Raw genomic sequence first — 19,973 nt, 5'->3', positions numbered from 1 at the left:
GGGCCGTGTCCACGCCGGGATCCCGAGGTTGGACAGCACTCCCGTCCGGACGCAAGACGGCCTAACGTATGCCGTGACGCTTCCTTCGCCGCTACGCGGCGGAGGTAGGTGGCTCGGGACCACCGAGCGAGCGCTCGAAGGAGAGCTCGCGAGCCCGAGTGAACTGAGGCGGCGAGGGGACGACACCTCGCCGCCTCAGTCACACCACGGGCACACGTCGGTCCCCTTCTGACGTAGGGACCGGTGGGGTCAACGTCTATCTCGTGATGGTGACCTCAGTGAGATCGGATGGCCGGATGGCCGGATGGCTGGATGGCTGGATGGCTGGGCGGCCGGATGGCCGGGGGACCGGAGTGGCCGGATGGCGGCACGAGCGCCGGCGTGGGGCCGTCGGGCCGGGCTGTGCGGCAGACTGCACGCGTGGACATCTCGGCACGAGTCGACTACGCGGTCCGCGCGATGCTCATCCTCGCCGAGGCCGACGCGGAGGGCTCGGGCCCGATCAGCATCGACAGCCTCTCGACCCGGCAGGAGCTGCCGCGCAAGTTCCTCGAGGCGATCTTCGCGGACCTGCGCCGCAGCGACCTGGTGCTGAGTCGTCGCGGCGCTCGTGGTGGCTACGTCCTCGGTCGTCCGCGCGAGCAGATCAGCGTCGGCGACATCTTCCGCGCCGTCGACGGGCCGCTCGCCGAGGTGCGGGGACTGCGTCCGCACGAGACGGAGTACCACGGGGTCGCCACCCATCTGCCGAGCCTGTGGGTGGCGGTGCGGGCCAGCCTGCGAGAGGTGCTGGACGAGACCTCGATCGAGGACCTGCGCACCGGGGACCTGCCCGACCGGGTGCGCCAACTGCTCACGGCCCCGGACGCCTGGCAGAACCGCTGACAGCACGCACCCGGTCGACGCACCCCATAGCCGCACCCCGGTCGACGCACCCCCATAGCCGCACCCCGGTCGACGCACCTCGTCGGCGTATCCCGCTACCGCACCTCCTCAATGCACCTGCTCGGCGCACCCCGTTGATGTCCCCTCGTCGCCGCGCTGCGGTCGTCGTCGAGGGAGATCCTCACGCCCACCGTCGGCCGGGATCCTCTGGCTTCACCGTGAAACGGCCTTCTCGACGGCGGGCTCGCGTCACCGTTCCGGACCCGCACGCGCACGAGCCACAGCGGGTTCCGGCCAGAGGCTCGCGCGCACCGTGACCCGGACCTCGACGACGGAACCGTCCGACGAGCAGCTCTGTGTCGCAGCGGCATTGGCGCGGATCACCTGACGGGCCGTCGCGCAGGCGGCTGCGGCGGCCGCCCCGTCCTGGATCGCCGACGCACCCGTGAGAGAGCCGAGGTCTGCGGCGGTCCGGGCCTTCTGGCTCGCCACGACGGCTGACGCCAGGACGAGCGCCCCGACGGTCAGCGCCAGAACGACTCCCACGAGGGACAGCACCAACACGCTGGCCGCACCGCGTTCGCGGCTGAAGCGTCCCTGCTCGGCGTCTGCAGGCCGTGCGCGCCCACACGCGCCACTGGCGGACACCGCGTACCCGGGCGCGGCGCCCGCAGGGCTTGCGCGCCCAGGCGCGCCACTACTTTCGGGCCACGAGCACCCCTGCCCGGGGTCCTCTGGTGCTGCGCGGCTCTGCCCGCTCATGAGGTCGACTCGACCGGGGTCACGGCTGACGCGCTGAGGTCCCATCCGGGGAGCGCACCCCACCCACCGGTGCGGACCGAGACGGTGACCCGCACCGCACCGCCGGCTCCACCGCCCGCGCCGGCACCCACTCCGGCGACGTCAACCGTGGCCCCTGTCGGCGCCGACGCGGCAGCGAGCGCCCGGACCCGCGCCGGGGCATCACCACGTGCCGCGGCCCGGCTCGCGACCCGTGCCGCGTCGATGCACCGGATCTGGTCGACGGCCGCTTTCGCCGCGACGAGGCAGAGCGCCAGCACGAGCACCACCGACGGGATGGCGAAGGCGAGCTCCGCCGTCACCATCCCACGCTCCCGCCCCGGTGAGGACCGAGCGCGTGGCCGGCTCACCCCGCGATCCCCAAGGCGCTCTGGACGATCCCCGCCAGGGCGCTGCGCACCGCGTCGGACTTGACGACGCCGAGCAGCACGAGGGCGAACGTGCAGGCCGCCATGATGCCGACGGCATACTCCGCGGTCGTCATGCCCGCGTCCCGCGAGTGTCGTGCGGTCCTGAGGCGAGTGAGCTGTCGGGTCAGTCGGTGGGTCATGGGCTTCTCCTTCTCCTTGCCCGGGCCGGAGTGCCCGGGACGCTGTTGGTCCTCGACGGTCGAGGGATCCTTGCGGCGTCGTTCGGGGAGCCGGAAACGCGGGCCGTCGTCGACGTCACACATGAGGTCATCCGCTCATCAGGTCACCGGCCAGGGCGATGACGAGTGGGGCGACCGTGGTGAGGCAGAAGGCCGGCAGCAGCACGAGCCCGAGCGGCGCGACGAGCCGGACCCCGACCTTGGCCGCGGCGACCTCGAGGCTCTCGAGCTCGGTGGCGCGCAGGTCGTCGGAGGCTGCGAGCAGCATCGCGCCCGGGGGCACGCCGGCCTGGTGAGCGATCGCAATGGCGCGAGCAGCGGGCGCCCAGGCGCGGCCGACCGAGGCCCACGCCTCCGCCTCTCCCGCTCCCCACCGCAGGGCTGTGGCGACCTGGCGCAGGTCGCTCGACGCCCGTCCGGTCAGGCCCGCGGCGACTGCCTCGAGGACGTCCCAGGTGGGCAGTCCCGAGCGGTAGGCCAGGGCCAGCAGGGCGAGTGCCGAGGAGATGTCGGCGTCACTCGCCACCGCTTGAGCAGACGTGGAGCCTCGACCACGGCGCAGGCGACCGGCCCGTCGTCTCTGCGCCCGGTCCGGCTCTCCCGCCGTGGAGGTCGCCCCGCCTCCGGGAGCATCCGCCGGGGTCGGCGCGTCGGCCGGGTCGTCGGGGTCGCGCCGCCCGCCGAGCAGCACGAGCACGGCGGCTGCTGCCAGGGCGGCAGCCAACAGCGCAGGCGCCGACGCGCCCAGCACGGACCAGGATACGGACCAAGCCAGAGCGCTCACGGTCGCACCGCCCGCCGGACCATCCGCGTGCACCAGACGCGCCCCGTCCACACGAGCGAGAGCCCGAGCACCGCGCAGGCCGTGGCCAGGGGCGAGCCGAGGTAGAGGGAGACCGGGTCGATACCGCACGCCAGACCGAAGACCGGGCCCGTGAGCGGAAGCAGGGTGAGCACGGTGACCGTGGCCCGCGGGCCCGCGACGGCCACGGCGACCTTGCCGCGTCGGGACCGAGCGTCGAGCAGTCCCCGGACGGCGCGGTCCACCGCGGAGGCCAAGGGCGCCCCGGTTGTCTCCGAGAGCCGCCAGGCTGCCGCGACGAGCGCGAGCTCTTCGGACGCGCTGCGTTCGGCCCACGCCGCCCAGACGGGCGACGCCGGCTCGGCGCGGTCGCTCGAGTCGAGGAGGGCTCCGACGAGCCGGTCGATCTCGGCACGTGGGACCGCGGTCGTTCCGATCGCGCCGCCGCCCTGCTCGACACTCCTGTCGTCTGCGTTGCGAACGCCGCCTCGGCTGCTCGCGCCACGTCCGCTCCCCGCGCCGTCTCGACTGCCGGCGCCGCTTCGGCTAGCAGTGCCCCCTCGGCTGCCCGCACCTCGTCCATCGCCAGCGTCGTCTCGGCTGCGACCGGAGTCTCGGGTGCGCGTGCGACGACGGCTGAGGTCTCGACGGCTCGCCGAGCGCCCGGACTCCCGAGCAACCTGCACACGGTCGGCGCCAAGGGTTGAGGTTGCGGCCAGCTCGATCGCTCGCGACGGCGTCAGCCCGGCTCCCAGCGCCGGCCCGATCCCGCGGAGCAGGTCGAGCACGTCGTCGACGAGGTCACCGGGGCGACGTCGCAACCGCCACTGTCGGTAGAGGTCTACCGGGTCCCGCTGCCAGAGGCTCGACGGAGCGTCGAGCGAGTCGCCGCCGACACCCCGCCCTGCTCCCCTGCCGGATCCGTGCGCGGGCCACGGACCGTCCGCGAGGACGTCGACGGTGCGAAGCCCCGCGATGGGTGAGCGTGCCGACGCCCGGCCGGGCCAGAGCAGCACGGCCAGCCCGAGGAGAGCAGCGGCGACGACCGGCCCGAGGCCGATGCTCATGAGGCGTCCGCCATCGAAGCCCACGTGGGGCGCGACTCGTGGCCGGGAGCGCCCAGGAGTTCGGTGCCAAGCCGGAGCCGGGCTGCCAGTGCCGGCCAACCCTCGGCGCACCGCGGCGCGTGCCCCGGGCCGTCCCACTCCAGCGCAGGCACGATGCACGGGTCCCCGTCGCGTCGGAAGAGCGCCGCTACCGAGGCGACCCGGCGCACACCGCGGTCACGGGTCACGTGGACGACGACGTCGATGGCCGCCGCCAGCTGCGCCCGCACGGCCTCGGGAGTCAGCCCCGCCAGCGCCCCCAGCGCCTCGAAGCGGGCCACGACATCAGCCGGGGCGTTGGCGTGCACGGTGCCGCACCCGCCCTCGTGACCCGTGTTGAGGGCGGCGAGCAGCTCGCGCACCTCGGCGCCTCGGACCTCGCCGACGACGATCCGGTCGGGCCGCATGCGCAGCGCCTGGCGCACGAGGGTCGTCAGGGTGACCTCGCCGGCGCCCTCGACGTTGGCGGGCCTCGCCTCGAGCCGAACCAGGTGCGGGTGGTCGACCGTCAGCTCCCTGACGTCCTCGACGACGAGGAGCCGCTCGACGGGGTCACTGCACCCGAGCAGGGCGGCCAGCAGCGTGGTCTTGCCGGCACCCGTGCCGCCGGAGACGACGAACGCGAGCCGCCTGGCGACCAGCGCCCGGAGCACCGGCTCCCACTCGGCCGGCACCATCTGCCGCGCGCACAGCTCGGACAACGGCACCGGCTGACTCGCCGGGACGCGGATGGTGATGTGGGGCCCGCCCTCGACAAGGGGAGGAAGCATCGCGTGCAGCCGGGCGCCGGACGGGAGCTGTCCGTCGACCCACGGGCTCGCCTCGTCGAGCCGACGCCCCGCGATGCCCGCTAGTCGCACGGCCAGCCCGCGGGCCTCGTCGGGATCGAGGCGCACGCCCACCGGCTCCATGCCGTGACCGCGGTCGACCCAGATGCGACCGTCGCCGTTGACCGCGACGTCGGTGACGCCCGGCTCGGCCAGCCAGGGGTCGAGGGGTCCGGCGCCCAGCACCCGCGATGCGAGCGCCGACCTCGTCTCGGCCACGCGGTCGGCACCGAGGGCTCCGCGCTCCTGCTCGGCCACGGCGCCCACGGCAGCGCCGTCGGGGCCGACCCCGGCCCGCACCCGCTGCCACACCGCCGGGGTCAGGTTGGCGCGCCCACGGGCGTCGGCGCTCATGCCGCGACGGCCTGGTCGATGAGCCGCAGCAGCAGCTCGTCGGCCGCGCGCACGACCTCGCCGCGGCCCCTGGCACCGGGTGGCAGCCCCTCGCAGACCTCCGCGACGAGACGACGGTCGTCACCGATGGTGGCCACGAGAGGCACGTCGAGGTCGTCCATGACGAGGTCCTGCAGGTCGGCCTCGACCCTCCGACCGCGAAGCACCACCCACGGTTCGATCGGGAGCAGCGGGTCCGACTCCCAGGCCCGGCCGGCGTCCCGCCGACGGTGCAGAAGCCCGCGCCCTCCGGAGACCACGGCCGAGGCGGCCGCGAGCTGGGGCACCTGCGTGCCCACCACGACGACGACGGCATCGACGAGCAGCGCCACGGCGTCGAGCACCGCCGGATCGCGAGGCAGGTCCAGGACGGTCAGGTCGTGCGCGTCGGCAAGGCCGGCCACGACGTCGGGCAACGTGTCGAGCCATCCGGCGAAGTCGCCGGCGCCCGACTCGTCCGAGCTGCCTGAGCGCTCCCAACCGCCCGAGCGCTCCCCCGCGCCTGAGCGCTCCCCCGCGCCCGAGCCCTGCCAACCGGCGGGGCCCGCAATGCGCCCGTCCCAGCTCGCGCCTCGACGTCCGGACAGCACGGGCACCCCGCACGACACGGGCAGCTCGTCGGCCAGTCCCAGCCCGTCGACGACGCCGGCGACGTCGGCCAGCTCGGGCCACCGCCACCCCGGCTCCTGCTCGAGGCCGAACACGACGTCGAAACAGCCCGCGAGCGGGTCGAGGTCGACGGCCACGACCGTGCGGCCGGCCGCGCGGGCCCGCACGGCGACGGCGGCGGCCAGGGTCGAGGACCCGACCCCACCGGAGGCGGGCATGAAGGCGATGACGTTTCCCATGCGCCCACCGTCAGGCAAGAACGAGGCGCCGCCCACCGGCATACGACCGTCGGTGGACAGCAGGGCTCCCCGCCGAGGAGGTGTGGACAACTCGTCGACACACCCGCCCTCAACGTGCCGGAGGGCGCCCGGTCCGCCGCACGTGAGACCGGGAAAAGACCCGGAAAAGAGTGGTGGCCCTCGTCCGGGGGAAGACGAAGGCCACCTCACGAGACTGGCGCCGGGGGGGAGGAGCCAGATCGCGCTGGTGCTCGACCCCTGAGGGGAGCACCGCTGTCAATGGTGGACGTTCGACCCCCGGATTGCAAACCGAGATGTCCCGACACGCGGTGATTTCTCGCGCTATGTCACGACACGGCAAATTCGTTGAGATCGGGCCCCGCGACAGGAGATCTTCGCACACAGGGGGGAGGCCCTCCGACCGTCGGTCGAAGGGCCTCCAGAGAAGTTCCGGGCTACCAGGCGTGCATCTTCAGAGTGTCGCCCCGGTTGTGCGCCCGGGGGTGGACGGTTCCAAGTGAACTGCTCTCGCGTGGGTACTCGGCCTCTTCTCGAGACTTCTGTCCTGCGTGGATCCGGATCTACGCCTCTCGGCGATGGTGGTTCCTGAGACCGTTCTACTCCAGACCGGCGGCGCGGCGACAGCCCCCGGAGCGGCGGGTGAGGAAGAACTGTCCACCCCCGTGGACATCCCGCACGAATCGCCGCGTCGTCCCTGTCAGCCGGGACTCAGGTGAGTCGGCCTGCGCGCACCGCGTCGCTGATCCGCTGCCCCTCGGCGGCGCCGCGGACCATCGCCTCCCCCGCCTGGGCGAGCCACAGGCCGACGCCTGCCGCGCCACCGCTGGCGTATGCCGTGAGCGCACCGAGGTAGGCCGGCCCTCCGTTGCCGACGTGGCCGGCCTCCGGGACGGCGACGCCGGTCGTGTCGAGGCCCAGCGCCTGGACGAGGGCCCGCTCGATGGCCCGAGCGACGAGGCCGTTGCCGTGCACGAAGGGCCGGACGGCCGCGATCTCGGCGTGCACGAGGGCGGCGACGACGGTGGCCGGGACGCGGTTGCTGCCGGCGGCAGCGACGATGACGTCCGACAGCGACGCGAGCCGGGCGGCGACGACGCTGGGCGCGGGCGCCGGGCCGAGGTCGACGAGCTCGGTGCAGTCCTCGTCGCCGGTGCGGGGACGTCCGAGGGCGTCGCCGGTGACGACGGCGGAGGCGGCGGCGACGTGGAGCCGGGCCAGGGCCTGGAGCGGTGCGGTGCGCACGAGGGAGACGACCCGCTCGCTCTCGGCCGTCGCCGCCACGGCACCCTTGAGGGTGCGCAGGCCGGGGTCGAGGTCGTCGGGCCAGTCGCGCGCGCCGCTCATCAGCTCGCGGACGACGTCCAGCGGGAACTCCGCGCCGTCGAGGGCGGCGCTCGCCTGGGCGCCGCGGACGCGTGACTCGGCGGCCGCCTCGGGGATGCGCCGGCGGAGAGCCTCGTGGAACCTCAGCTGCGTGCAGGCCTCGCGCGCGGCGTCGGCTCGCTCGCGCACGTCGGGCAGGTCCGCCAGGACGGCGAGCTGGTCGAGCAGGGCGGTCTGGGCGGGGGTCGCGTCGGGCACCGGCCCAGCGTAGGAGCGTCGGGGCGCGTCGACGACGGATCGACAGCCGTGGGGGGCGTGAGTACCCTCACTGACATGAGTTCGACCGTCGCACCGACCCGCGCGTGGTGGCCGCCCAGCTGAGGCGGCCCGTCGAACCAACCCGAGATCCGGAGCCGCCCACGGGCGGCTCCTTGCGTGTGTCCTGACGACAGGACAGGCGACCAGGTCTCTCTCGTGGGCCTCCACCCACCACAGGAGAGAGACCATGACCACGAGCACCCTTCCGACAACGAGCACCAGCGCTGCGGTCACCACGCGTGGGGACGCCGGGACCTCCACCGACAGCGAGAGCGCGACGTATGCCGTCGCCCGCGACCGCAGCGCCGTCCTCGACGCGCTCATCGACGGGCACGCCACGGAGGACCCGGCCCGCTTCCGGATGCTGACCGGTGACCGCCCGACGGGGCCACTGCACATCGGCCACTACCTGGCGAGCCTGCGCAACCGGGTCCGCCTGCAGGACAAGGGAGTCGAGACCTTCGTCGTCATCGCCGACTACCAGGTGATCACGGACCGCGACTCCGTGGGAGAGATGGGCGCGAACGTGCACGGTCTCGTCATGGACTACCTCGCCGCAGGGCTCGACCCGGCGCGCACGACGATCTTCACGCACAGCGCCGTCCCCGCGCTCAACCAGCTGATGCTGCCGTTCCTCTCGCTCGTCACCGACGCCGAGCTGCGCCGCAACCCGACCGTCAAGGACGAGCTCGCCCTGTCCGACGGGCGCCCGTTGTCGGGGCTGCTGCTGACCTATCCCGTGCACCAGGCGGCCGACATCCTCTTCTGCCACAGCCGGATCGTGCCGGTCGGCCGGGACCAGCTGCCCCACCTCGAGCTGACGCGCGACATCGCGCGCCGCTTCAACAGCAGGTATGCCGCGGGGCACAGCGTGTTTCCAGAGCCCGAGGCCCTGCTCAGCGAGGTCCCACTGCTGCTCGGGACGGACGGCACGAAGATGAGCAAGAGCAAGGGCAACGTCGTCAACCTGCGCGACACTGCGGACGAGACGGCCGAGCGGATCCGTGCCGCACGGACCGACTCCGAGCGCCGGATCACCTTCGAGCCCAACGCTCCTCCCGCGGTCGCGAACCTGCTCACCATCGCCGGACTGTTCCTCGACGAGTCACCGGAGGCGGTCGCCGAGCGCATCGGGGACGGCGGTGCGCAGGCCCTCAAGCGCGTCGTCACCGACGCCGTGAACGAGTCCCTGGCAGGGCACCGGGCGCGACGGGCAGACCTGGCCCGCGACCCGGCATACGTCACCTCGGTGCTCCACGACGGGAACGCTCGGGCGAGCGAGGTGGCCGAGCGGACCCTCGCGACGGTGCGCGCGGTGATGGGGATGAGCTACTGAGCCGAGCGTCCCAGCAGTGGTGAGCGACGCGCCCGAGATCGATTGCGGGGGCGGAGGTTTCGCGCCTCGGCGGCGAGGTCGGCCTTGCGCATGCCCTCCTCGTCGAGACGGAGCCCCTCCTCGGGACCGGGCGCCGTGCCTCCACGCGAGGCGGGCAGCCACCAGCGGTCCGCGTCGTCACGTGGCCGGTCGGGGTGGGTCTCGATCGCCTCGGCGAGCAGGGCGTCGACCCGCGCCCGCAGCTGCTCGGTCACGGCATACGGGTCGGCGTCGGGCCCCGGACGTAGGGGCTCCCCGACGACGATGGTCACGGCGGTGCCGCGTCGCAGGCTGAAACGGCCGCCGACGGTCAGCAGGCGCTGGCTTCCCCACACGGCGACCGGGACGAGGGGCACGCTGCACCACGTGGCGACTGCGGCGGCTCCGGGCCGGAACGGACGCAGCTCCCAGGAGTGGGAGATCGTCGCCTCGGGGAAGATGCCGACCACCTCGCCGGCGCCCGCGCGCGCGACGGCGTGCCGCAGCGCGACCTCACCGTGGGCGCGGTCGACCGCCACGTGGCCCATGGCGCGCATGGCGTGGCCGACGACGGGTGGCGTGAAGACGCCCTGCTTGGCGAGGAACCGCACGAAGCGGCCCCGCTCGCGGCCGACGAGGCCCACGAAGAGGAAGTCGAGGAAGCCCACGTGGTTGCTGGCCAGCACCGCTCCCCCGGCAGTCGGCAGGTGCTTCGCGCCCCGGACGTCGATGCGCAGCCCGAGACCGGCGAAGACTCCGCGGGCGGCGCGGACGACGAGGCTGTAGGTCGGGTCGGTCACACCTCATCTTCGTCACGACCGCCCGCCGTGGATGGGCCCGACACGCCTCGCCGGGCCGCCACCCCGACCGCCACCCCGACCGCGACGCCGACTGCGACCCAATGGCTGCTCCGCCACAGCGCGGCGACCGCTCGTCCGCGACGCGGGACCGCTCGCCGGGCTACTCGTCGGTAGCGATGAGACCCGCCTCACTCCACCCTTGATGCGCGAACTAGCCTGCGTTTGAGTTGTGACAACCACGTTGCCCGACCGCCGAGTGCGCGGGTGGCGCGACCGCACCACCGTCGATGCGAAAGGGTGACACCGTGAGCGAAGAGCCGCTCGAGAACCTCGTCCACGAGGGACAGACCTTCCCGCCCCTGCCCGACTTCGCCGCGCAGGCGAACGGCACGGCCGACCTCTACGAGCAGGCGGAGGCCGACCACGAGGGCTTCTGGGCCGAGCAGGCCCGCACCTACCTGACGTGGAGCACGCCCTTCACGCAGTCGCTGGACTGGAGCAACCCGCCCTTCGCGAAGTGGTTCGCCGACGGCGAGCTCAACGCGTGCGTCAACGCCGTCGACCGCCACGTCGAGGCCGGCCGCGGCGACAAGGTCGCGATCCACTTCGTCGGCGAGCCCGAGGGCGACACCCGCGACATCACCTACGCGGACCTGCACGCCGAGGTCCAGCGTGCCGCGAACGCCCTCGCCGACCTCGGCGTCGGCAAGGGCGACACCGTCGCGATCTACCTGCCGATGATCCCCGAGGCCGCGGTCGCGATGCTCGCGTGCGCCCGTCTCGGCGCCCCGCACTCGGTCGTCTTCGGCGGCTTCTCCGCCGAGGCGCTTCACTCGCGCACCAACGACGCCCAGGCCAAGGTCGTCATCACCTCCGACGGCGGCTACCGCCGCGGCGCGCCCTCGGCCCTCAAGCCCGCCGTCGACGCCGCCCTCGACCACGGCGACACCTCGGTCGAGCACGTCCTCGTCGTCAAGCGCACCGGCCAGGACACCGTGTGGAACGACCGCGACGTGTGGTGGCACGAGGCCCTCGAGAAGGCCGCGCCGACGCACGAGGCGCAGGCGTTCGAGGCCGAGCACCCGCTCTTCATCCTCTACACCTCCGGTACGACCGGTAAGCCGAAGGGCATCTTCCACACGACCGGCGGCTACCTGACGCAGGCGGCCTACACCAACGCCGTCGTGCACGACGTCCACCGCGACACCGACGTCTACTGGTGCACCGCGGACATCGGCTGGGTGACCGGCCACTCCTACATCGTCTACGGGCCGCTGACCAACGGCGTGACGCAGGTGATGTACGAAGGCACGCCGGACACCCCGCACCAGGGCCGCTGGTGGGAGATCGTCCAGGACTACAAGGTGACGATCCTCTACACCGCCCCGACCGCCGTGCGCACCTTCATGAAGTGGGGCGCCGACATCCCGGCGAAGTTCGACATGAGCTCGCTGCGCCTGCTCGGGTCGGTCGGCGAGCCGATCAACCCCGAGGCGTGGCTCTGGTACCACAAGCACATCGGCGGCGGCCGCGCACCGATCGTCGACACGTGGTGGCAGACCGAGACCGGCGCCATCATGATCAGCCCACTGCCCGGCGTCACGACGCTCGAGCCCGGCTCGGCGCAGAAGGCGATCCCCGGCATCAGCGCGGAGATCCTCGACGACGAGGGTCAGCCCTTCACGACGCCCGAGCAGGTCGGCTACCTCGTGCTGACCAAGCCGTGGCCGTCGATGCTGCGCGGCATCTGGGGCGACCCGGAGCGCTACAAGGAGACGTACTGGTCGCGGTTCGGCGAGAAGTACTACTTCGCCGGCGACGGCGCGAAGTACGACGCGAACGGCAACATCTGGCTGCTGGGCCGGGTCGACGACGTCATGAACGTCTCGGGCCACCGCCTGTCGACGGCCGAGATCGAGTCGGCTCTCGTGTCGCACCCGAAGGTCGCCGAGGCGGCGGTCGTGGGAGCCAACGACGAGACGACCGGTCAGGCCGTGTGCGCCTTCGTCATCCTCCGCCAGGAGTTCGTCGAGGAGGCCGACGAGCCGGGTGAGGGCAAGGACCTCGTCCAGGAGCTGCGCAACCACGTGGCCAAGGAGATCGGCCCGATCGCGAAGCCGCGCTCGATCATGATCGTCAGCGAGCTGCCCAAGACCCGCTCCGGCAAGATCATGCGCCGCCTGCTGCGCGACGTCGCCGAGGGTCGCGAGGTGGGCGACGTGACGACCCTCGCCGACAGCTCGGTCATGGACCTCATCAAGACGGGTCTGTCGAGCAGCTGACCGCCTGACCTAGCGCGCGGTCGCGACCGCTGCTTGCGTATGCCGCCCGCCTCCCCTTCATGGGGAGGCGGGCGGTCTGCGTGGCGCGCCTCCCCCTCCACCAGGAGCGGGCCGGAGCCCCGTGGCCGCCACCCCTCAATGGGGAGGCGGGCGGAGTGCGTGGCGCGCCTCCCCCTCCACCAGGAGCGGGCCGGAGCCCCGTGGCCGCCACCCCTCAATGGGGAGGCGGGCGGAGTGCGTGGCGCGAGTCCCCCTCCCGAGGAGGCAGCCGAGGCGCGTGCCGTGCCTCGCTGCACGAGGAGCCGCGCGGTGAGCGTGGCGCACCCACCTCGTGCGACGGCGTGGGTGGTGGGCAAGCATGCCGCCGACCCCGCCGTCGCCGGCGAGGTGCGGGGCTGGGCAGCTAGAGGTGCCAGGTGACACCGGTCGGGGTGACGGCGGCGGTCAGGCCGCGCTGGTGGACGACGGTGTGGTGCCGACCGCAGAGCAGGGCGCCGTTGGCCAGGTCGGTGGGCCCACCGTGGAGCCAGTGCGTCACGTGGTGGGCCTCACACCACATGGGCGGCACGGTGCAGCCGGGATAGCTGCACCCCTGATCACGGACCGCGAGCGCCCGACGCTGCGCCGGGGAGAAAAGGCGCCGGACGTAGCCCAGGTCGAGGACCTCTGAAGGGGCACCGAGGACCATGGGCACGACGCCGGCCTCACAGGCCAGGCGTCTCACCGCCGAGGGTGACAGCGCCGCATCGGTGTCGAGCATGCCGACACCGCGCAGGGCGTCCATCAGCGCCTCGAGGGACATCGTGATGACGAGCGTGGCTCGCGGCGATCGCGTGACGCCCTCCGGCGAGGCGACCCCGCGGCCGATGATGTCGAGCAGGGCGTCGGCACGGCGCGCAGCCGCGGTCCGCGGATCGGTCTCGCGGGTCGCCGAGGCACCGGAACTCTGCGGATGGGGACCTCGATGCTCCCGCGGGGCTCCCCCTGCTCCCCCGGCGCAGCCCTGGCTCGCCGGTGGGTCCGCTGCCGAGGATGCGCTGGCGGGGCCAGCCGACCAGGGCGTCGACGAGTCTGCCGCCTTGCCAGCCCTTGACGCGTCCCCGTCGGCGGCGAGGTCGGGGCGGGGCCGGGACAGCCGGTCGATGGCCGCCTCGACGATCGCGGCACCCTCGGGGTCGAGGCGCAGCTCGAACACGGTGAACCCGGCGCACGAGCGAACCTTGCGGAACGACCGTCCCAGCCGGAGCCCGGCCTCCTCGGACTCTCGCTCGGCCGGCGGCTTGAGCGTCGCTCGGGCGTGCGCGATGAGCCGAGCGAGCTCGCGCGCGCTGAGGACGTCGCTCGCCTCGACCATCGACGCGACGATCGCGTCGAGGTGCTCGGGGTCGGCGATGCGTGCGACGTCGTCATGGAAACGGATGATCGCTGCGGCGTGAGCGACCGGGATCTCGGCCGCTGCGACCCTCTCGGCGAGTCGGGCCCAGCGGGGCTCGTTCATCGCGGCACCCACCCGCGTGACCGCCGCGGCCGCAGGCCCGTCGAGCCCACCCCCGCTGCCGTGCCCCGCGACCCCGGCGCCGGCCTGGAGACGCAGCCAGTCCGTGCGTGACAGGCCCTCGTCGGCCCCGAGCCCGCGGGCGTCCGCCTCGCGCGCCAGGACCGCGGTCAGCGAGTGGCTGAGCTCTCGCACGGCCTGCGCCTGGCCGATGACCTCGCCGACCTCCCCCTCGGGCAGCGACCACGTCGGGAAGTCCCGAGCCAGCTCGCGCAGCGTCTGTGCCATCGAGCGCAGCACGTCGACGAGGCTCGTGGCCGGCGCGATCGGGGCTGCTGTGCTCATGATGATCACACTACGGGGGACCACTGACAATGCACTACGTCGTCACACGCTAGCCTGCTCTCACAGCCCTACAAGCGAGGAGCCCGATGCCCGACACCAATCGCGGCGCCGACCGCACCAAGGTCCTGTCCGTCCGCCTCACCGAGGAGGAGCTCGCGGCGCTGACGGCTCGGGCCACCGAGATCGGAGTCGGCCCGTCCACCCTCGCCCGCACCTTCGTGCGCCAAGCTCTGGCAGCCACGGCCACCAACGCAACCGGAACTGCAGCCGCAGGCACGCCCGCCACCACATCCGCTGCCACTGCCTCGCTTTCCCTGCCCGCCGGTAGGGAGTCCACCCTCGAGGCCCATCTCCGAGCCCGCCTCGAGGCGCTCCTCGCCGCCGACCTCGAGACCCGGGTCGAGGCACTCGAGCAGCGCGCGGACGCATACCGAGCGGACGAACACTGAGCCGGCGAAGGCAAGTTGTCGAGAGCGGATCGTACGAACGCTGAGCCGACGAGCACGGCGCGGACGAGCACGACGCGGCGGACGAGCACGGCGCCGGCGAGCGCAGAGCGGACGAACACTGAGCGGCGGAGCCGAGCGCCGACGAGAGTGGAGCGACGAGCACTGGGCGCGCCCTCACGGGGGTGCACACGGCATACGCCATCGTGGGCCCAGCGGGCACGAGGACGAAGACGTGGTCGTCCTCGGCGCGCACCCAAGCAGGCCGGCGCCGCCCGCCTCAGGGAGGCGAGCGGCGCCGGTAGGTCACGAGAGCGCCTGAGCGACCCTCACTTCTTGGAGATCCGGATCTGCAGCGCCTCGATGCGCAGCGACAGGCCCGTGGTGCCCGCCGTCGCCCCGTTGGAGACCCAGCTCATCCACCCCTTGTTCTGCACGTAGACGCGGTAGTTGATGTTGTAGCTCGTGGCGAGGTTGCCGGTGAGCTTCAGCTGGATCGCCTCCATGCGCAGCGAGCGCCCCACCGTGCCGATGACGGCGCCGGGGGCCTGGTAGCCCATCCAGCCGATGTTCTGGACGTGGGCGTTGCCCACGACCGACCCTGTCGTCGTCGTGTTGGTGTCGGTGATCTTGATCGCCTCGGCCCGCAGGGAGCGCCCCGTCGTCCCGACGAACTGGCCGGTCGACACGGTCGGCTGCCAGCCGATGTTCTGCACGTGCGCCGAGTAGCGCAGCACGGGCACGTTGGCGCCGTAGGCGTGGGCGAGGTATGACGCGCGCTGCGCGGCCCACGTCCGCAGGAGCGCGACCTCGGCAGCCCACGTCGACTTGATCGGCGAGTGCCCGCCGTTGAAGGCGATCACGGAGGTCTGGCCGAGGATGTTGGGCCAGACGACGAAGTTGTGGGCGGCCGACTGGAGCAGCTGCTTCTGGTACCCGTCGATCTTCGAGGGCACGGCGTTGACGGAGGCCTTGAGCGTCTCGTACGTCGTGTTGGCCTGCGCCGCGAACGCCTGGTTGCGGAAGAGCTGCGTCCACCAGTCGAAGGGGCCGTTGCCCTTGACCGTCAGGAGCTCGTTCTTGACGTAGTCCTCGGTGGGGTTGCCGCCGCGGTTGGCGGTGGCGTAGTTGCCGAGGGAGATGTCGTAGTCCCAGACCGGTCCGGCGTGCAGCTTGTCGGTCGGGCCGTCCTTGTAGAAGAAGACGCTCGACGACGCGACGTCGGGGTTCTCGACGAACTCCGAGACGAAGTAGTACTTGATGAACGAGTCGACGTCGATGAGGGCGCTGATCTTCGCCCAGTCCGGGCTGGGCGCGTAGAGCAGCCCCTCGAGGGTGTTGATCGTGCTCCGGACGTCGTTCCAGCCGGTCTGGGTGTCGGCGTCGAGCACCACCCCCGGGTCGTTCTTGAACCCGACGTAGGAGTCCTTGAGCGTGAAGATCGACTTGCTCTTGGCCGTCGTGAAGTGGAACGGGTCGGCGGCGCCGTAGTGGCTGTCCATCTCGACGAGGACACCCTGCGTGCTGGTGAGCGCCACGTGGTTGTCCGGCTTGGTCGCGTCGTACTTCGTGACGGTCACCTTGTCGGTCAGCAGGTAGCTGCCGAGGTCCTTGCCGTCGACGACGAGGTCGACGAACCGGGAGTCCGGGGTGGCGAACATGCCGAACTGGCGGGCGAGCTCGAGGGTCGTCCTGTTGCGCATGAGCGACGCGTCGGCGCGGTTGGCGATGAGGATCCACGTCTTGCCCGGGAGCATGCCGAGCACCGCGGTCTTCTTGTCGAACTTCAGCTGGTACGACTTCTTGTCGAGCGTCCAGGTGAAGTTGCCGTGGCCCTTGATGGTGGGGCACCCGACGCCGTCCGGAGCGGTGTCCGTCGGCAGCGTCGTGCACTTGAGCGTCTGGGTGGTCGTGCCGTCGGCGATGTCGACCTGGCTGGCGACGGGAACGTCCTTGTTGGCGTGGATGAAGCTCAGTGAGTCCTTCGCGGGCAGGTCCGTCAGCGTCACGTAGACGGTCGGCAGGTCCGTGACCGTCGCCGGTGGCGTGGGCACCGCTGCGGTCGCAGCCACGGCGGGCGCCACCAGGGCCAGCGTCGCGAAGAGCGAGAGACTCGCAATTCGTAGGTTTCTCATAGCCAAAAGAATGCAGCGATCATGAATGTGCGAGATCGGTTTGGAAATTGTCGACCAATATCTCACCAATGCATTTCACGACATAAACGCAATGTCGTATTCATCGGGCATGGAGCCTGATTCTTTGCTGAATGGCCTGTGGGCATTCGCTGCACATCTCCTGATCAAAAGCACCTTCGGATCAGGGAGGTCGACGGGTGTGGCGTGGCTCACAGCGGCAGCACGGGCGCGTCCGGAATGCCCGCCACTCCATGATAGTTGGTTGAAGCGTGAAGCAACTTCGTATCGTCGTGTCCAGCACCCGCCCCGGCCGCATCGGCCCCAAGGTCGCGGAGTGGGTGGCCTCGCAGGCTCCCGCCTCGGACTGGGAGGTCGAGCTGCTCGACCTGTCGTCGCTGCCGTTCTTCGACGAGGAGGACATGCCGCGCAACGGCAACTACGCCAAGGCGCACACCAAGGACTGGGCCTCCAAGGTCTTCGAGTCCGACGCGATCGTCGTCGTGACGCCGCAGTACAACCGCAGCTTCCCGGCCCCCATCAAGAACGCGATCGACTACCTCTTCGCCGAGTGGGACGCCAAGCCCATCGCGCTCGTCGGCTACGGCTGGAGCGGGGCGACCGACGCCACCGCCGACCTGACCAAGGTGCTCGAGCACGTCAAGGCCGACGTCGTAGGCGCGACCGGCCTCGTCTTCACCCAGGACGTCTCCCCCGCCGGCGACCTCGACGTCACCGACGAGCGCCGCGCGGAGCTGGGCGCGCTCCTGGACGCGCTGGCCGCCAAGGTCGACGAGCCCGTCGGCGCCACCGCCTGACCGCACGCACTCCCGAAGGGGGCCGCCCACCTCGGGCGGCCCCCTTCGCCGTCCCTCCGGGCCGGCCCGTCCCTTCGTCGTCCCTTCGCCGGCCCGTCCGGTCGTCGTCCCTTCGTCGTCCCGATGGCGTATGCCGTGTGCCGGCGTCGGTCGACCGGGCTCACGCGAGCGGTGGCGAGCTCGCCAGCGGGACGCGGGCCCACGGCATACGCCATCCAGCGAGCCCCTCGGGCGGGCGACGCGTGACGCGGACCCCGCCGGACGCACTACCGTCAGGGGGGTGAGTGAGCAGAACACGCAGACCGACGCCCCCGAGACCGACAGCCCCGAGGTCGAGGCGGGTGCGGTCGAACCCGAACGCGTGTCGTTCGCCGACCTCGGTCTCGACGACAAGGTGCTGCGGGCGCTGCGCGACGTGGGCTACGAGTTCCCCTCCCCGATCCAGGAGGCGACGATCCCGGCGCTGCTCGAGGGGCGCCACGTCGTCGGCCTCGCGCAGACGGGCACGGGCAAGACGGCCGCCTTCGCGCTGCCGATCCTCAGCCGGCTCGACCTCAAGCAGAAGTCGCCGCAGGCGCTCATCCTCGCGCCGACCCGTGAGCTCGCGCTCCAGGTGTGCGAGGCCTTCGAGCGGTATGCCGCGCGGATGAACGGCGTGCACGTGCTGCCCGTCTACGGTGGCCAGGCCTACGGCGTGCAGCTGAGCGCGCTGCGCCGCGGCGTGCACATCGTCGTCGGCACCCCGGGCCGCATCATGGACCACCTCGAGAAGGGGACGCTCGACCTCAGCGAGCTGCGCTTCCTCGTGCTCGACGAGGCCGACGAGATGCTCAAGATGGGCTTCGCCGACGACGTCGAGACGATCCTCGCCGACACCCCGGACGACAAGCACGTCGCGCTCTTCTCGGCGACGATGCCGGCGCAGATCCGCCGCATCTCGAAGAAGTACCTCCAGGACCCCGTCGAGATCACGGTCAAGTCCAAGACCTCGACGGCGCCCAACATCACGCAGCGCTACCTGACGGTCAGCTACCCGCAGAAGGTCGACGCCCTCACGCGCATCCTCGAGGTCGAGAACTTCGAGGGGATGATCGTGTTCGTCCGCACCAAGAACGAGACCGAGACGCTGGCGGAGAAGCTGCGGGCGCGGGGCTTCTCGGCGATGGCGATCAACGGTGACATCGCGCAGAACCAGCGTGAGCGCACCGTCGACCAGCTGAAGTCGGGCAAGCTCGACATCCTCGTCGCGACCGACGTCGCCGCGCGCGGGCTCGACGTGGAGCGGATCAGCCACGTCGTCAACTACGACATCCCCACCGACACCGAGTCCTACGTGCACCGCATCGGCCGCACCGGTCGCGCGGGGCGCAGCGGCGACGCGATCTCGTTCGTCACGCCGCGCGAGCGCCACCTCCTCAAGGCCATCGAGCGGGCGACGCGGCAGTCGCTCGTCCCGATGGCGATGCCGAGCGTCGAGGACATCAACGCCACGCGCCTGACCCGCTTCGACGACGCCATCACGGCAGCGCTCTCGGGCGACAAGATCGACGTCTTCCGCGACGTCATCGCGCACTACGTCAACGAGCACAACGTCCCCGAGGCCGACGTGGCGGCGGCTCTGGCCGTCGTGCTCCAGGGTGACGAGCCGATGCTCCTCGACCCCGAGCAGGCCCGTCCCGCAAGGACGTTCGACGACCGCGGCCCTCGTGACCGGCGCGACGACCGCCGCGACGACCGGCGTGACGACCGCGGCTCGCGTGGCCGCAACGACCGGGGCGACCGCGGTGACCGCGGCGATCGGGGCCCGCGGCGCGGCGCGTCCGGCCCCATGGCGACCTACCGGATCGCGGTGGGCCGCCGGCACCGCGTCGAGCCGCGCCAGATCGTCGGCGCCCTCGCCAACGAGGGCGGACTGGGCCGGAACGACTTCGGGCACATCGACATCCGCGCCGACCACTCCCTCGTCGAGCTGCCGGCCACGCTGCCCCCGGGCACGATGGACCGGCTGCGCGCGACCCGCATCTCGGGCCAGCTCATCGAGCTGAGCGAGGACCGCGGCCCCCGCGGCGGCGGCACGAAGAAGCCGTACACCAAGCACCCCCGCGACTGAGCCCGGCAGCGTCGGCGCGCTGACGGCATACGTCCTCGATGGCGTATGCCGTCAGGTCATCCCCGCAGACACCCGCGGACCGCGCCGCGTCGGGTCAACCGAGACGCGCGACCGTCGCGGTCCAGCTCCCGCGGGTCAGTCCCCGAGGGAACGTCACGCCCGGTGTCTGGAGCAGTCGCGGCAGCGCGAGGATCGGAGCCAGCGTCTGGTGCTCGCGGTAGTCGGCGGTGATGGCCGCGGGGGCGACGCCCACAGCTGCATCGTCGACGTCGGGGTGA

18 protein-coding genes are annotated in these 19,973 nt (G+C 72.1%); 6 read left to right on the top strand and 12 right to left on the bottom strand.

What is annotated here, in order from left to right; all coding sequences use genetic code 11:
* Positions 1-420 precede the first annotated feature (420 nt).
* A complete protein-coding gene (locus ABD297_RS15340; RefSeq protein WP_344255905.1) occupies positions 421-885 on the top strand; it encodes an RrF2 family transcriptional regulator in 465 nt (154 codons plus the stop codon).
* 249 nt (positions 886-1,134) lie between these two features.
* On the opposite strand, the gene ABD297_RS15335 is transcribed toward ABD297_RS15340, so the two are convergent.
* From ABD297_RS15335 to ABD297_RS15300, 8 genes are all read right to left on the bottom strand, one after another.
* Positions 1,135-1,647 carry an Rv3654c family TadE-like protein gene (locus ABD297_RS15335; RefSeq protein ID WP_344255904.1) on the bottom strand — a complete coding sequence of 171 codons (513 nt, stop codon included), beginning with the start codon at positions 1,645-1,647 and terminating at the stop codon, positions 1,135-1,137.
* A complete protein-coding gene (locus ABD297_RS15330; RefSeq protein WP_344255902.1) occupies positions 1,644-1,991 on the bottom strand; it encodes a TadE family type IV pilus minor pilin in 348 nt (115 codons plus the stop codon). The genes ABD297_RS15335 and ABD297_RS15330 overlap by 4 nt, the downstream gene beginning before the upstream one ends.
* Before the next feature lie 41 nt (positions 1,992-2,032).
* On the bottom strand, positions 2,033-2,359 hold the full coding sequence (locus ABD297_RS15325) for a DUF4244 domain-containing protein (RefSeq protein WP_344255901.1): 327 nt from the start codon (positions 2,357-2,359) through the stop codon (positions 2,033-2,035).
* Between the two features lie 4 nt (positions 2,360-2,363).
* Positions 2,364-3,026 carry a type II secretion system F family protein gene (locus ABD297_RS15320; protein WP_344255900.1) on the bottom strand — a complete coding sequence of 221 codons (663 nt, stop codon included), beginning with the start codon at positions 3,024-3,026 and terminating at the stop codon, positions 2,364-2,366.
* Between the two features lie 29 nt (positions 3,027-3,055).
* Positions 3,056-4,144, bottom strand: coding sequence for a type II secretion system F family protein (locus ABD297_RS15315; RefSeq protein WP_344255899.1), 1,089 nt, complete (start codon positions 4,142-4,144; stop codon positions 3,056-3,058).
* A complete protein-coding gene (locus tag ABD297_RS15310) occupies positions 4,141-5,364 on the bottom strand; it encodes a TadA family conjugal transfer-associated ATPase (RefSeq protein ID WP_344255898.1) in 1,224 nt (407 codons plus the stop codon). The genes ABD297_RS15315 and ABD297_RS15310 overlap by 4 nt, the downstream gene beginning before the upstream one ends.
* Positions 5,361-6,251, bottom strand: coding sequence for a CpaE-like family protein (locus ABD297_RS15305; RefSeq protein WP_344255897.1), 891 nt, complete (start codon positions 6,249-6,251; stop codon positions 5,361-5,363). Before ABD297_RS15305 ends, ABD297_RS15310 begins: the two co-directional genes overlap by 4 nt.
* A 729-nt stretch (positions 6,252-6,980) precedes the next feature.
* Positions 6,981-7,853, bottom strand: a complete 873-nt coding sequence (locus tag ABD297_RS15300; RefSeq protein ID WP_344255896.1) for a Fic family protein — start codon at positions 7,851-7,853, stop codon at positions 6,981-6,983.
* 247 nt (positions 7,854-8,100) lie between these two features.
* Between ABD297_RS15300 and trpS the strand changes: the two genes are divergently transcribed.
* Positions 8,101-9,249, top strand: coding sequence for a tryptophan--tRNA ligase (gene trpS, locus ABD297_RS15295; RefSeq protein ID WP_344255895.1), 1,149 nt, complete (start codon positions 8,101-8,103; stop codon positions 9,247-9,249).
* Here trpS and ABD297_RS15290 read toward each other — a convergent pair.
* On the bottom strand, positions 9,243-10,067 hold the full coding sequence (locus tag ABD297_RS15290; RefSeq protein ID WP_344255894.1) for a lysophospholipid acyltransferase family protein: 825 nt from the start codon (positions 10,065-10,067) through the stop codon (positions 9,243-9,245). The two genes, trpS and ABD297_RS15290, sit on opposite strands and share 7 nt — an antisense overlap.
* 287 nt (positions 10,068-10,354) lie before the next feature.
* On the opposite strand from ABD297_RS15290, the gene acs reads away from it, so the two are divergent.
* Positions 10,355-12,349 carry an acetate--CoA ligase gene (gene acs, locus ABD297_RS15285; protein ID WP_344255893.1) on the top strand — a complete coding sequence of 665 codons (1,995 nt, stop codon included), beginning with the start codon at positions 10,355-10,357 and terminating at the stop codon, positions 12,347-12,349.
* Between the two features lie 403 nt (positions 12,350-12,752).
* Here acs and ABD297_RS15280 read toward each other — a convergent pair whose 3' ends face one another.
* Complete coding sequence (locus tag ABD297_RS15280; RefSeq protein WP_344255892.1) at positions 12,753-14,189, bottom strand: HNH endonuclease signature motif containing protein; 1,437 nt, start codon at positions 14,187-14,189, stop codon at positions 12,753-12,755.
* 86 nt (positions 14,190-14,275) lie between these two features.
* On the opposite strand from ABD297_RS15280, the gene ABD297_RS15275 reads away from it, so the two are divergent.
* Entirely contained in the window at positions 14,276-14,638 is a 363-nt protein-coding gene (locus ABD297_RS15275; protein ID WP_344255891.1) for a hypothetical protein, read from the top strand.
* A gap of 326 nt (positions 14,639-14,964) precedes the next feature.
* On the opposite strand, the gene ABD297_RS15270 is transcribed toward ABD297_RS15275, so the two are convergent.
* A complete protein-coding gene (locus ABD297_RS15270; RefSeq protein ID WP_344255890.1) occupies positions 14,965-16,770 on the bottom strand; it encodes a CotH kinase family protein in 1,806 nt (601 codons plus the stop codon).
* A 269-nt stretch (positions 16,771-17,039) separates the two neighbouring features.
* Here ABD297_RS15270 and ABD297_RS15265 point away from each other — a divergent pair, with 269 nt between their 5' ends.
* Positions 17,040-17,585, top strand: coding sequence for an NADPH-dependent FMN reductase (locus ABD297_RS15265; protein WP_344255889.1), 546 nt, complete (start codon positions 17,040-17,042; stop codon positions 17,583-17,585).
* Positions 17,586-17,865: 280 nt separating this feature from the next.
* On the top strand, positions 17,866-19,695 hold the full coding sequence (locus ABD297_RS15260; protein ID WP_425581177.1) for a DEAD/DEAH box helicase: 1,830 nt from the start codon (positions 17,866-17,868) through the stop codon (positions 19,693-19,695).
* 94 nt (positions 19,696-19,789) lie between these two features.
* Here the strand turns inward: ABD297_RS15260 and ABD297_RS15255 are convergent, their stop codons facing one another.
* Positions 19,790-19,948: a hypothetical protein gene (locus ABD297_RS15255; RefSeq protein WP_344255888.1), complete on the bottom strand. Its 159-nt coding sequence runs from the start codon at positions 19,946-19,948 to the stop codon at positions 19,790-19,792.
* Positions 19,949-19,973 lie beyond the last annotated feature (25 nt).

It is taken from the genome of Terrabacter carboxydivorans (assembly GCF_039532035.1).
Lineage (GTDB): Bacteria > Actinomycetota > Actinomycetes > Actinomycetales > Dermatophilaceae > Terrabacter > Terrabacter carboxydivorans.
The sequence above is the reverse complement of the archived record's forward strand: the minus strand, read 5'-3'. Positions and strand labels throughout refer to the sequence as shown.

Coding starts and splice junctions, on each gene's coding strand:
- ABD297_RS15280 (WP_344255892.1), bottom strand. CDS start 14,189: ATGAGCACAGCAGCCCCGATCGCGCCGGCCACGAGCCTCGTCGACGTG.
- ABD297_RS15315 (WP_344255899.1), bottom strand. CDS start 4,144: ATGAGCATCGGCCTCGGGCCGGTCGTCGCCGCTGCTCTCCTCGGGCTG.
- ABD297_RS15270 (WP_344255890.1), bottom strand. CDS start 16,770: ATGAGAAACCTACGAATTGCGAGTCTCTCGCTCTTCGCGACGCTGGCC.
- ABD297_RS15330 (WP_344255902.1), bottom strand. CDS start 1,991: ATGGTGACGGCGGAGCTCGCCTTCGCCATCCCGTCGGTGGTGCTCGTG.
- acs (WP_344255893.1), top strand. CDS start 10,355: ATGCGAAAGGGTGACACCGTGAGCGAAGAGCCGCTCGAGAACCTCGTC.
- ABD297_RS15325 (WP_344255901.1), bottom strand. CDS start 2,359: ATGTGTGACGTCGACGACGGCCCGCGTTTCCGGCTCCCCGAACGACGC.
- ABD297_RS15275 (WP_344255891.1), top strand. CDS start 14,276: ATGCCCGACACCAATCGCGGCGCCGACCGCACCAAGGTCCTGTCCGTC.
- ABD297_RS15310 (WP_344255898.1), bottom strand. CDS start 5,364: ATGAGCGCCGACGCCCGTGGGCGCGCCAACCTGACCCCGGCGGTGTGG.
- trpS (WP_344255895.1), top strand. CDS start 8,101: ATGACCACGAGCACCCTTCCGACAACGAGCACCAGCGCTGCGGTCACC.
- ABD297_RS15305 (WP_344255897.1), bottom strand. CDS start 6,251: ATGGGAAACGTCATCGCCTTCATGCCCGCCTCCGGTGGGGTCGGGTCC.
- ABD297_RS15335 (WP_344255904.1), bottom strand. CDS start 1,647: ATGAGCGGGCAGAGCCGCGCAGCACCAGAGGACCCCGGGCAGGGGTGC.